At 66.9% G+C, this 12,681-nt stretch carries 10 protein-coding genes; 6 read left to right on the plus strand and 4 right to left on the minus strand.

From position 1 onward, the window contains the following. Window positions 1-208: 208 nt before the first annotated feature. The gene (locus SPMU_RS06470; RefSeq protein ID WP_088332915.1) at window positions 209-718 is read right to left on the minus strand and encodes a host attachment family protein; all 510 of its coding nucleotides are present in this window, start codon (window positions 716-718) and stop codon (window positions 209-211) included. Window positions 719-815: 97 nt separating this feature from the next. Between SPMU_RS06470 and serS the strand changes: the two genes are divergently transcribed. From serS to tyrS, 3 genes are all read left to right on the plus strand, one after another. Beyond that, window positions 816-2,093 (plus strand): serine--tRNA ligase, encoded by a 1,278-nt coding sequence (gene serS / locus SPMU_RS06475; protein ID WP_088332916.1) that lies wholly within the window; start codon window positions 816-818, stop codon window positions 2,091-2,093. Window positions 2,094-2,115: 22 nt separating this feature from the next. Further along, window positions 2,116-3,183, plus strand: a complete 1,068-nt coding sequence (locus tag SPMU_RS06480) for a M23 family metallopeptidase (RefSeq protein ID WP_088332917.1) — start codon at window positions 2,116-2,118, stop codon at window positions 3,181-3,183. A 149-nt stretch (window positions 3,184-3,332) separates the two neighbouring features. Continuing rightward, on the plus strand, window positions 3,333-4,559 hold the full coding sequence (gene tyrS, locus SPMU_RS06485) for a tyrosine--tRNA ligase (RefSeq protein ID WP_088333224.1): 1,227 nt from the start codon (window positions 3,333-3,335) through the stop codon (window positions 4,557-4,559). Between the two features lie 84 nt (window positions 4,560-4,643). Here the strand turns inward: tyrS and SPMU_RS06490 are convergent, their stop codons facing one another. Genes SPMU_RS06490 through recG form a run of 3 tightly spaced genes read right to left on the minus strand, consistent with a single transcriptional unit; the run spans window position 4,644 to window position 7,821 of the window. Beyond that, on the minus strand, window positions 4,644-5,270 hold the full coding sequence (locus tag SPMU_RS06490) for a hypothetical protein (RefSeq protein ID WP_140418417.1): 627 nt from the start codon (window positions 5,268-5,270) through the stop codon (window positions 4,644-4,646). Window positions 5,271-5,314: 44 nt separating this feature from the next. After that, entirely contained in the window at window positions 5,315-5,752 is a 438-nt protein-coding gene (locus SPMU_RS06495; RefSeq protein ID WP_088332919.1) for a DMT family transporter, read from the minus strand. A gap of 14 nt (window positions 5,753-5,766) precedes the next feature. Continuing rightward, on the minus strand, window positions 5,767-7,821 hold the full coding sequence (gene recG, locus SPMU_RS06500) for an ATP-dependent DNA helicase RecG (RefSeq protein ID WP_088332920.1): 2,055 nt from the start codon (window positions 7,819-7,821) through the stop codon (window positions 5,767-5,769). Window positions 7,822-7,935: 114 nt separating this feature from the next. On the opposite strand from recG, the gene SPMU_RS06505 reads away from it, so the two are divergent. The 3 genes from SPMU_RS06505 (at window position 7,936) to SPMU_RS06515 (ending at window position 12,576) form a co-directional block, all read left to right on the plus strand. Next, window positions 7,936-8,220 carry an FAD assembly factor SdhE gene (locus tag SPMU_RS06505; RefSeq protein WP_046411778.1) on the plus strand — a complete coding sequence of 95 codons (285 nt, stop codon included), beginning with the start codon at window positions 7,936-7,938 and terminating at the stop codon, window positions 8,218-8,220. Window positions 8,221-8,261: 41 nt separating this feature from the next. Further along, on the plus strand, window positions 8,262-11,717 hold the full coding sequence (gene mfd / locus SPMU_RS06510) for a transcription-repair coupling factor (protein WP_088332921.1): 3,456 nt from the start codon (window positions 8,262-8,264) through the stop codon (window positions 11,715-11,717). A gap of 118 nt (window positions 11,718-11,835) precedes the next feature. Next, the gene (locus SPMU_RS06515) at window positions 11,836-12,576 is read left to right on the plus strand and encodes an EAL domain-containing protein (RefSeq protein ID WP_211275747.1); all 741 of its coding nucleotides are present in this window, start codon (window positions 11,836-11,838) and stop codon (window positions 12,574-12,576) included. Window positions 12,577-12,681: the final 105 nt, after the last annotated feature.

Genomic DNA, 12,681 nt, shown 5'->3' on the forward strand with positions numbered 1-12,681 from the left:
TGGTCATCCAATGGCGGCTGGTCCTCCAATGGCGGCAATAGCAGCGGCAACCCGTCACCGGTGCCCGCGCCGCCTATGATGATCCTGTTTGGCGCAGCGGCGGCTGGTTTGGCTGCTCGCTTCCGCTTCGCCCGAAAGGCATCCGCGAAGGCCTGACCGGCAAAGGTGATCGTGCCGCGCACCACGATCGGTGCGCGGCCACGCGTGATCAGGCGTTAAGGAGCGCCTGCTCGATATCCGGGATCGGATGACCGGTCAGATCCTTTGAAAGCTCGCCGGCAAGACGGTCGGTCACTTCCTTGTGATAATGTTTGCGCAACTCGCCCAGAGTCTTGGGCGGCGCAATCACGATCAGCTTGTCGTATTCGTTGGCGAACGCCCGCTTCTTCAGCAGCTCCGCGGCATCGGCGGCGAAGCGGTCTTCCTCCATCTGGTGATAATCAGTCTCGCCCATGGTGCCGCGGTTCGGCGCGAATTGTGCGCCACCGCCCTGCGCATGATTAGAGCCGTTACGTGCGATCGATGGCGCACCCGGGCCGGACTGGGTCGACGATGCGCGTCCCGCCTTGTCGGTCTTTTGTTCGATGTCAGCCGGATTCGGCCGCTCCTCGGCATGCTCCACCGTCAGGTTCGGGTGCACGTCGTCGCCTTCATTGCGCAGGAACAGCAGCTTGCGGCCATCCGCGACCAGAACGACGGAATTGTGCGGCACTTGCATGGGGGGCATCTCCTGTGTTTGAGCGTATCACGCGAAAGAACGCGTAGCCGCCCGGACGGGTTGCCTCCCCAAGCGACCCCCGGCATAGCCCCGCGCCATGCTCGACATTCGCCTGATCCGTGACGAACCCGCCGCCTTCGACGCCGCTATGGCGCGCCGTGGCAAGCCGGCGGACGCTGCCACCATCCTCGATCTTGATCGTCGCCGCCGCGAGGTGGTGACGGAGCTTCAGGTCGGCCAGGCGCGCCGCAATGAAGCATCAAAGGCAATCGGTGCGGCCAAGGCGAAGAAGGACGAGGAAACCGCCGCCGCGCTGATGGCGGAAGTCGCCACGCTGAAGCAGCGGCTGCCCGAGCTGGAGGCAGAGGAAGCCCGGCTCGGCGGCGAACTCGACAGCCTGCTCGCCGGCCTCCCCAACCTGCCGCTGGCCGACGTGCCTGATGGGGCGGACGAGAACGACAATCAGCTGATCCACGAGCGCGGCCAGCGGCCCGCGTTCGACTTTGCGATCAGCGAGCATGACGCGATCGGCCCCGCACTCGGCCTCGATTTCGAAACCGGCGCGATGCTTTCCGGCGCACGCTTCACGCTGGTGCGCGGCCATGTCGCGAGGCTCGCCCGCGCGCTCGGCCAGTTCGGGCTAGACGTGCTGACGCGCGACTATGGCTATGAGGAAGTGATCCCCCCGCTCCTCGTGCGCGACGAGGCGATGTTCGGCACCGGTCAGTTGCCGAAATTCGCCGAGGATCTGTTCCGCACCACCGACGGCCGCTGGCTGATCCCGACCAGCGAGGTCAGCCTCACCAACATCGTGCGCGAGAAGATCCTCGCCGCCACCGATCTGCCGCTGCGCTTCACCGCCCTCACCCCCTGCTTCCGCTCCGAGGCGGGCTCGGCCGGCCGTGACACGCGCGGCTTCATCCGTCAGCATCAGTTCGACAAGGCCGAGATGGTCTCGATCGTCGAGCCCGATCAGTCGGAGGCCGAGCATGAGCGGATGACCGCCGCGGCCGAGGACGTGCTGTCCCGCCTGGAGCTGCCGTTCCGCCGCATGAAGCTGTGCACGGGCGATATGGGCTTTTCCGCTGCCCGCACTTACGACATCGAAGTGTGGCTGCCCGGGCAGGATCGCTATCGCGAAGTCTCCTCCTGCTCGACCTGCACCGATTTCCAAGCCCGGCGCATGAACGCGCGCTTCCGCCCTGAAGGCGAAAAGGCCACGCGCTTCGTCCATACGCTCAACGGCTCGGGCCTGGTGATCGGCCGGACGATCGTTGCCATCCTGGAGAATTACCAGCAGGCCGACGGCTCGGTTGCGGTACCCGCGGTGCTGCAACCCTATCTGGGCGGGCTGAACAGGCTGGAGCCGCGGTGATCCAAGGGTTACGGCGCCGACCATGACGAACAGGATCCCGCTTGCGCTACCGCTCGCGATCGCGCTGGCGGGATGCATTCCTTCGATCGACCGACCGGCGGGGCCGCCCCAGCCTCGCCCTGATCGAACGGACGTACGCGCGCCGCCCCGCCCTGATCAGCGGGCAGCGGACGACGTGGAGCAGCTGCCAGCGCCGCGCCCCGCGTGGGAGTCGCGCGGCGTTGCTGCGGACGCGCGGCAGGTCGCGGAGCAAAGCTATGTTGTGCGCTCCGGCGATTCGCTGCGTGCCATTGCGGAGCGCATCGGGGCGGGATCCGAAGTGATCGCGCGCGCCAACGGCCTTTCAGCCCCATTTGTGATCTATGCGGGGCAACGGCTGCGGATTCCCGGCGGCCAATACCATCTGGTCCGCTCGGGACAGACGGGCATCGCCATCGCGCGTGCTTATGGCGTTGAATGGTCGAGCATCGTTTCTGCCAACGACCTTAGCGAACCCTATATCCTGCGGACCGGCCAGCGCATCCTGATCCCCGGTGACGCCCGCCCGCGCAGCGCCGCCGAGCGCGCCGCGGCCTTTCGCCTGGACATCGACGACATCATTACCGGTGGTGAGCCGGCGATCGCGGAGAATCAAGCGCCCGCAAAGCCGGCCGCGACACCGCGGCGCGTGTTGCCCGCCACGGCCGCCCTTGCCGCGCCGACCTCTAGCCCAGGCCTATTCCTGTGGCCGGTAGACGGACGCATTGTTAGCCGCTTCGGCGCGGGCGCCAGCGGCGAACGCAACAACGGCATCAAGATCGCGGTGCCGGTGGAAACCCCGGTAAAGGCCGCGGCTGACGGCACGGTCGCCTATGTCGGCGACGGCATCGCCGCGCTTGGCGGCCTCGTCATTGTGCGCCACGGCGAGAACTGGACGAGCGTCTACGGCCACGCCTCGAAGCTGCTCGTTCAGCGCGGCCAAGCCGTGAAGAAGGGCCAGACGATCGCCCTATCCGGCGATACCGGCTTTGCTGACCGGCCCGAGTTGCACTTCGAGTTGCGCAAGGGTCGCGCCCCCGTGGATCCAACGGCGCAACTGCCCAAGCGATAGCGGCGATGCGGCGCTAGATCTTGCGCCCTGCTTATACGCCACGTGAGACAGCGGGGTGACGGGTGCAGGCCAAGGACGACGAGAAGGCTGGGCAGACACGCGCCTCCTGCTTGCGAGCCGCGACGCACACAGGCATGTGCGGCTCCATCATGACCGACCATCAGTCCGATCTGCTCCGCGTTCTTTCGAGCCGCGGCTACATCCACCAGATGACCGACGCGGCCGCGCTCGATGCGCTCGCCGCGGAAGGAGTGGTGCCGGGCTATATCGGCTTTGATCCCACAGCACCGTCGCTGCACGTCGGCAGCCTCGTCCAGATCATGCTCCTGCGCCGCCTCCAGCAGACCGGGCACAAGCCGATCGTCCTGATGGGTGGCGGCACCGGCAAGATCGGCGATCCGTCGTTCAAGGAAGAGTCGCGTCAGCTGCTGACGGAGGACCGCATCGGCGCCAACGTCGCTTCGATCCGCCGCATCTTCGAACGGTTCCTCACGTTTGGTGACGGTCCGACCGACGCGGTGATGGTCGACAATGCCGATTGGCTCGACAAGCTCGAATACATCCCCTTCCTGCGCGAGGTCGGCCAGCATTTCTCGGTCAACCGGATGCTGTCGTTCGACTCGGTGAAGCTGCGCCTCGAGCGCGAGCAGTCGCTCAGCTTCCTCGAATTCAACTACATGATCCTGCAGGCCTATGATTTTCGCGAGCTGTCGCTGCGCCATGGCGTGCGGCTGCAGATGGGCGGCAGCGATCAATGGGGCAACATCGTCAACGGCATCGAGCTGGCGCGGCGCATGGACGGCACCGAGGTGTTCGGCGTGACCACCCCGCTCCTCACCACGGCTGACGGGCAGAAGATGGGCAAGACCGTCTCTGGCGCCGTCTGGCTGCACGAGGATCAACTGCCGCACTTCGATTACTGGCAGTTCTGGCGCAACACCGATGACCGCGACGTCGGCCGTTTCCTGCGCCTGTTCACCGATCTGCCGGAGGACGAGATCGCCCGGCTCGAAAAGCTCGAAGGCGCCGAGATCAACGAGGCGAAGAAGATCCTCGCCAACGAAGCCACCGCCATGTGCCGCGGCCGCGAGGCAGCGGAACAAGCCGCCGAAACTGCTCGCAAGACGTTCGAAGAAGGCGCCAGCGGCGACGCGCTCCCCACCTTTGCCGCCAGCGGCGAGGTGGCGCTGGTCGATGTCCTCGTCGGCCTCGGCTTCTGCGCCTCCAAGGGCGAGGCCCGCCGTCTGATCAAGCAGGGCGGCGCCCGCGTCGCTGGTGAAAAGGTGTCGGACGAAGCGGCTATGGTGGTCGTCGGTGCGGAGCCGGTTCGCGTGTCGGCCGGCAAGAAGCACCACGGGCTGCTGGTCGCGGGGTAAGGTCCGCCCTCGGCCGCGATCAGGCGGTCGCCGGTTTGGTGCGGGAAAGCCGATGTTGCGCGGCGCCTCGTGTGTCGACGGAGCCTATCGGGTGATCTGGTTGATCACCCCTGCCTGCTGTGGCGTCAAACGGCCGAACCAACTGCTGATCCACCGCTGCTTAGGCGTCTCGATTTCCATCGTCTGCTCGGCCCCGCCCGCTACGATGTTGGGATTACGTTGAAACGTCGGGGAGGCATAGAGGCAGGGATCGCCCAGAAGCTGATCAAGGACGCGGCCCTCGTCCGGCGAAAGGTCGCGCTCCAGCGTCATACGATTGGGCTCGACGCCCGCCAGCATGGACGTTGTCTCGCCGATGCCGCTGGTGTGCCACTTCCCCGACGCGTCACGCACGGCAACGACGCTGGACGAGACCATGGTGTGGTGCGCGCCCGACGACCAGAACAGGATTCGGCTGTTTCCCTCAGGCAGCGGTACCTTCATACTCTCGCGAAAGGCGCGATGCTCGGACAGACGACTGACCTGGGTCGACCAGGACACATCGATCGCCCCGGCCAGTTCCGAAGCGCCGTGACAATTCGCATAAGCGCGCTCGGCCGCCTTCGGGTCGAGGCCGGCGGCCCGCTTCGCAGCAGCCGGACTGCCCCCGTTCTCAGCGGCGGAGCAGCCGCAAAGCATGATCGCCGCAATCGGCATAAGTCGAGAGAACATCACGCTTTTTAACACGCACTGTCGCTACGTGCTACGGCGCGCTTTCACCGGCGCACCAGGAACACTCCGGCCACCACAAGTGCCAAGCCCGCGAGCCTTGTCCCCGTCACCGGCTCTTGCCTCAGGCCCAGCAGACCGAAATGGTCCAGCGCCACCGCCATCGTCAGCTGCGCCGCCAGCGTGACGGTCAGCGTCACCGCCAGCCCCAGCCGCGGCGTCGCATAGGCCACCGCCGCCACGAACACGACGCCATACAGCCCGCCGACCCAGGCCCAGGGCGGCGCCTGCCTCACGGCGGCCAGCGGGGTGCGATCGAACAGCGCCCAGATTGCGACCAGCATGGTCAACCCGCCGGTGAAGGAGACCAACGAGGCGAACCACACCGATCCGGTCGAGCGCGCCAGCATCGCGTTGCTCGGGGATTGCACCGCGACGCACAGGCCGGCAGCGGCGGCGAACAGGAACGGCAGCAGCACTGGCATGGCGACGGGCGGTATCAGCCCGATCGCAGCAGCGCCACGCCCGAGTCGCGCTCGAACAGATACAGCGCCACCCGCGCCGCCTGCCCGCGCGCGCCCGAGAGCCCGCCGTCGCGATCGATCAGCAGCCGCGCATCATCGTAAGCGATCGGCAGCAGCTCGTTGAGCAGCTCCGGTGTCGCCAGCCGGAACGCCGCCTCACCCGATTGCCGCGTGCCGAGCAATTCGCCGCCGCCGCGCAGCCGCAGATCCTCCTCCGCGATCATGAAGCCGTCGTTCGTCTCGCGCATCAGCGCCAGCCGTGCGCGCGATGTCTCACTTAGTGCCGCGCCTCGCATCAGCAAACAGCGCGATTGCCCGCCGCCGCGACCCACGCGCCCGCGCAGCTGGTGGAGCTGCGCCAGTCCGAAGCGATCGGCATGTTCGATCACGATCAGCGTCGCGTTGGGCACGTTCACGCCCACTTCGATCACGGTCGTCGCCACCAGTACGCCAAGCTCGCCGCCCGCGAAGCGCGCCATCACCGCGTCCTTCTCCGCCGGCCGCATCTTGCCATGCACCAGCCCGACGCGATCCCCGAAGCGGCCTGCCAGCGCCGCCGCGCGCGCCTCGGCCGCGGCAAGATCGCTCTTCTCGCTCTCCTCCACCAGCGGGCAGACCCAATAGGCCTGCTTGCCCTCGGCCAGGTGCCGGCCGAGCGCATTGACCACCTCGTCCAGCCGCTCCTCGCTGATGACCCGCGTCTCCACCGGCTCGCGCCCCGGCGGCATCTCGTCCAGCCGGCTCTGATCCATCTCGCCATGCTGCGCGAGGACCAGCGTGCGCGGGATCGGCGTCGCGGTCATCGCAAGGAGGTGCGGCGTTGTCTTGCCCTTCGCGGACAGCGCCAGCCGCTCGGCGACGCCGAAACGATGCTGCTCGTCCACCACGACAAGGCCCAGATCTCGGTAATTCACCGCATCCTGAAAGATCGCGTGCGTGCCGATCAATATGTGGATCGATCCATCCGCCAGCCCCATCAGCACGCCCTCGCGCGCCCGGCCCTTGTCGCGCCCGGTCAGCACCGCGATGTTCACCGGAAGGCCGGACAGCGTCTCGCGCAGCGTGTCATAATGCTGGCGCGCCAATATCTCGGTCGGCGCCAGCAGTGCGCCCTGCGCGCCCGCCTCCACCGCGATCAGCAGCGCCAACGCCGCGACCAGCGTCTTGCCCGATCCCACATCCCCCTGCAGCAACCGAAGCATCGGGGCGTCCTGCGCCAGATCGCCCTCGATCTCGCGCGCCGTCCGCGCCTGCGCGCCGGTCAACGCATAGGGCAGCCGAAGCATGTCGCGCAGCCGTCCATCGCCCCTCAGCGCGCGACCGCGGCGGCGGCGCGTATCCTGCCGCACCAGGGACAGCGCCAGCTGGTTGGCGAAGATCTCGTCATAGGCGATCCGCGCCCGCGCCACCGCATCGGCCGGATCGGCATGGACGCGCGCCAGTGCCTCCTTCCACCCCGGCCAGTCACGCTGCGCCAGCAGCCCGGGCTCGATCCATTCGCCAAGCTCCGGCGCCCGCGCGATCGCCTGCTCGACCAGCCCGCCGACGCGCCGCGACGTGATCCCTTCGGACAAGGGATAGATCGCCTCGCGCTCGCGGAAGCTGTCGTCGCGGTCCACGATCTCCGGGTGGATGATCTGCAGTTCCTGGCCGTAGGTCTCCAGCTTGCCCGACACGCGCACCGGCTCACCCACGGTGAAGAGCTTGCGCACCATCCCGCTCGATCGCCCGAAATAGACAAGGCTGACGATATTGCCGTAGCCGTCCGCCGCCTGCACGCGCGTCGGCCCGCGGGGGGAAGACGAGATTCGGATGTCGCGCACCGTCAGCGTGATCGCGATCGTGCGCCCGGCGTCCTGCGCCATCAGCTCGTCGCGCGGCAAGCGGTCGATCCAGCCGCTCGGCAAATGGAACAGCACGTCCACCACCCGCGCCAGCCCCAGCCGGTCGAGCGGCTTGGCCAGCCCTGCCCCGACGCCCTTCAGCGCGGTGACTTCGGCGAACAGTGGATTGAGGATATCGGGTCGCATGACTATCTCTTGCGCCACGCCTAGCCGTTCGCATCGATCCTGTCAGGCGAGCGGGTGAATTATCGTTAGCCGACCGTGCGAAACCACGGCCGGCCAAGTGTCGTTGGAGCCCTGATGGATCAAGAAACTCGTTTGCGTCGCACCCGCTTCCGCGCCTGGCACCGGGGCACGCGCGAGGCCGATTTCATGATCGGCGGCTTCTTCGATGCGCATCACGCCAGCTGGTCCGAGGAGCAGCTGCAATGGTTCGAACGCCTGCTGGAGGAGCAGGACGTGGACATCATGGGCTGGGCGATCGGCTCCATCCCCTGCCCGCCCGAATGGGAAGGCGAGATGATGCAGACGATGCGCCGCGTCGATTTCGCGCTCGCCACGCCCGGCAGCCAGCCCGGCGCCTGACCCGCCCCTACCTGCCGCCGCCGATACGAACGGACCCGCATTTGCCCGATCTGAAGACGATTCTCTCCGCCGCGACGCCGCTCACCCTCTCGGGCGTGCCGACCGGTTTCCTGCCGAGCCTGCTCGCCGATCTGGCCCGCGCGGCGAAAACGCGCGCGGTGTTCATCGCGCCGGACGAGGCGGCCATGCGGGCGATCGCCGGCACCGCGCGCTTTTTCGCGCCGGAGATCGAGATCGTCGAATATCCGGCCTGGGATTGTCTTCCCTATGATCGCGCCTCGCCCTCCTTGCGCGTCATGGCGGAGCGGATCGGTGCGCTGCACAAGCTGCCGGCGACGCCCAAGGCGCCGCAGCTCGTCCTCACCACCGTCAACGCCGCCACGCAGCGCACGCTCACCCCGTTCCGCATCCGCCAGCTCGTCGCGAACCTGAAGCCGGGTGAGCGGATCGCCCGCGACAAGCTAGCGGCGCTGCTCTCCGCCAACGGCTACGTCCGCACCGATACGGTGCACGACGCGGGCGAATATGCCGTGCGCGGCGGCCTCGTCGATCTCTTCCCCTCGGGCGAGACGCAGGCGCTGCGGCTCGATTTCTTCGGCGACGAGATCGAGAGCGTGCGCACCTTCGATCCCGCCGACCAGCGCACCACCGGCAAGATCCCGGGCTTCACCCTCCTCCCCGCTTCCGAGGCGCTGCTGGACGAGGAGAGCATCAAGCGCTTCCGCAGCCGCTATCGCGAAACCTTTGGCGCGACCGCGACCGGCGATCCGCTCTACCAGGCCGTCAGCGAGGGCCGCCGCCTCGCCGGCATGGAGCATTGGCTGCCCTTGTTCGAGGAGCGGCTCGAGACCCTCTTCGACCATCTCGGCGAGGACGCGCTGGTCGTCCGCGACGGGGGCGTGAAGGCCGCGGGAGAGGCGCGGTTCGAGGCGGTCGCCGACTATTACGAGAACCGCAAGCGCGCCGAGGCCGCCCAGCCCGGCAGCTACCGCGCGCTTCCAGCCAAGACGCTCTACATGCCGCCCAAGGAATGGGAGACCGCGCTCGCCACCGCGACCGCGCACGTCACCACCCCGTTCCACGAACCCGAATCCGCCACCGTGGTCGACTTCGCAGTCGACGGCCCCCGCGATTTCGCGCCCGAGCGCGCCGCCAGCACCAACGTCTACGAAGCCGTGGTCGATCACCTCCAGAAGCTGCGCAAGGACGGGCGCATCCCCGTCCTCGCCAGCTATTCCGCCGGCGCGCGCGATCGTCTCGGCAATCTCCTCAAGGATCACGGCCTCACCGGCGCCAGGCCGGTCGAGACGTGGCAGGAGGCGCAGGGCGTCGGCGAAACGCAGGTCGCGCTGATCGTCCTGCCGCTCGATCACGGCTTCACCGCCCCCAACGTCGCCGTCCTCACCGAACAGGACATGCTGGGCGACCGGCTGATCCGCCGCGCCAAGCGCCGCAAGTCCGCCGACGCCTTCCTGGCCGAGCTCGCCACGCTGTCGCCCGGCGATCTCGTCGTCCACACCGATCACGGCATCGGCCGCTATGTCGGCCTGACGCAAGTCCCGGTCGCCAAGGCGCCGCACGATTGCGTGCAGCTCGAATATGCCGGCGGCGACAAGCTTTACGTGCCGGTCGAGAACCTCGAGGTCCTCTCGCGCTACGGCGCCGGCGAGGAAGGTGCGACGCTGGACCGGCTCGGCGGCGAGGCATGGCAGCGCCGCAAGTCGAAGATGAAGGAGCGCATCCGCGAAATCGCGGGTGATCTCATCGCCACCGCGGCCTTGCGCGCGCTGCGCCAGGGCGAGATCGCGGCGCCCGACGCCAGCGGCTATCCCAGCTTCGTCGATCGCTTCCCCTATCAGGAAACCGACGATCAGGACCGCGCGATCGAGGAAACGCTGGCCGATCTCTCCGCCGGCAAGCCGATGGACCGGCTCATCGTCGGCGACGTCGGCTTCGGCAAGACGGAGGTTGCCCTGCGCGCCGCCTTCGTCGCGGCGATGGCCGGCATGCAGGTCGCGGTCGTCTGCCCGACGACGCTCCTCGCGCGTCAACATTACCAGAACTTCATGACGCGCTTCGAAGGCTTCCCGATCCGCATCGGTCGCCTCTCGCGCCTTGTCACCGCGGCGGAGACGAAGCGCGTCAAGGAGGGGCTGGCCGATGGTACGGTCGACGTCGTCATCGGCACTCACGCGCTTCTCGCTAAGAACGTCGATTTCAAACGACTTGGCCTCGTCATCGTTGATGAGGAACAGCGCTTCGGCGTTACTCACAAGGAGCGGCTGAAGACGCTTCGCGCCGACGTCCACATCCTCACCCTGACCGCCACGCCCATCCCGCGCACGCTGCAGATGGCGATGAGCGGCCTGCGCGAACTCTCCGTCATTCAAACGCCGCCGGTCGATCGCCTCGCGGTGCGCACCTATGTCATGCCGTGGGATCCTGTCGTCCTGCGGGAGGCGCTGCTGCGCGAACATTATCGCGGCGGTCAGAGCTTCCTAGTCACCCCGCGCATCGCGGACCTCCCCGACATCGAGGAGTTCCTGCGCAAGGAAGTGCCCGAGGTCCGCTACGTTATCGCGCACGGCCAGATGGCGCCGACCGAGGTGGAGGAGCGCATGTCCGCCTTTGTCGAAAAGAAGTTCGAGGTGCTCATCTCCACCTCGATCATCGAAAGCGGCATCGACATCCCGTCCGCCAACACGCTGATCGTCAACCGCGCCGATCGCTTCGGCCTGGCGCAGCTATACCAGCTGCGCGGCCGCGTCGGCCGGTCGAAGACGCGCGCCTACGCCTATATGGTCACGCCCCCCGAACGGCAGATGACGGATGCGGCGGAAAAGCGCCTGAAGGTCCTCTCCGATCTCGACAGCCTCGGCGCCGGCTTCCAGCTCGCCAGCCACGATCTCGACATCCGCGGCGCCGGCAACCTGCTGGGCGACGAACAGTCCGGCCACATCAAGGAAGTCGGCTACGAACTCTATCAGTCGATGCTGGAGGAGGCGATCATGGACGCGCGCGCCGGCGGCCTCGCCAGCCGCCCGCGCGACTTCTCGCCGCAGATCACCGTCGATGCGCCCATCCTCATCCCGGAGGATTACGTGCCCGATCTCGATCTGCGCATGGGCCTGTACCGCCGTCTCAACGATCTCGACACGAAGCCCGATCTGGACGCCTTCGCCGCCGAGATGATCGACCGCTTCGGCCCGCTGCCGGAGGCGACCGACAATCTCGTCAAGGTGATCGAGATCAAGCTGAACGCCAAGAAGGCCTGCGTCGCGAAGATGGACGTCGGCCCCAAGGGCGCGCTCGTCAGCTTCCACGACGATACGCCGCCCAACGTCCCCGCCCTTCTCGCTTATGTCGACAAGCTTGGCGGCATTGCAAAGCTGCGCCCGGATTCGAAGCTGGCGCTCACCCGCAACTGGTCAGACCCGGCGGCCCGCCTCCACGGCGCGCTGCAATTGTCCAAGGGGCTGGCGAAGGCGGCGGGGTGAGCCAGAGAGGAAGATTGCTTGTCCAGGGTCAGCGCGCGGCGCGGAAACGAAACTGATTTGGATAAATCCCTGAAGTGACGAGACTTTAATACTTGAGGAGTATAAGCGCATCATGGAGATGCGCAAAATCTGCTCGGGTTGCCGCGACGGTATCGATTTCGAAGTGCCGTTTACGATGGCGTTCCAGCCGATCGTGGACGTCGAGACTCGCAAGCCGTTCGCCTATGAGGCGTTGGTCCGGGGCGTCGATGGCAGCGGCGCGGCAAGCGTGCTGTCCCGCGTCACCGCCGAGAACCGCTACTCATTCGATCAGGCGTGCCGCGTGATGGCGATCGAGAGCGCACTCGCCGCCGGGCTGATGAATGACGATGCGCGCCTTTCCATCAACTTTCTTCCGAACGCGGTCTATTCGCCGTTGGCGTGCATCCAGCTGACGATGCGCACCGCCAATGCGGTAGGGCTGCCCATCGATCGGTTGATCTTTGAATTCACCGAGAATGAGGAAATGGGCTCTCCCGAGCATGTTTCCTCCATCATCGATACATACAAGAAAATCGGCTTTTCCGTTGCGATCGATGATTTCGGGGCTGGTCACTCGGGCCTCGACATGTTTGCCCGATTTGCACCCGACGAACTTAAGCTGGACATGGGCCTGATCCGCGACATCGACACCGACGCTCGGCGACGCGCGATCGTGCGATCGATCGTCAGCATGTGCGCCGAACTCAACACGCTGGTGATCGCGGAGGGAATCGAAACGGCTGCGGAAGCAAGCACGCTGCGCGACCTCGGCGTGCGGTATCACCAGGGTTACTGGTACGCACGCCCCGCCATCGGTCAGCTGCCGGCGATCGCTTGAGTTCCAGCACAAGCCCACGTTAGCCATACGACTTAGATCGTACCTGACCTCGGAGCCGCAGCGCGGCGGCTGTTTCTCACCAGCGCCGTCGCAACGGTGGCAGCC

The organism is Sphingomonas mucosissima, from assembly GCF_002197665.1.
Taxonomy (GTDB): domain Bacteria; phylum Pseudomonadota; class Alphaproteobacteria; order Sphingomonadales; family Sphingomonadaceae; genus Sphingomonas; species Sphingomonas mucosissima.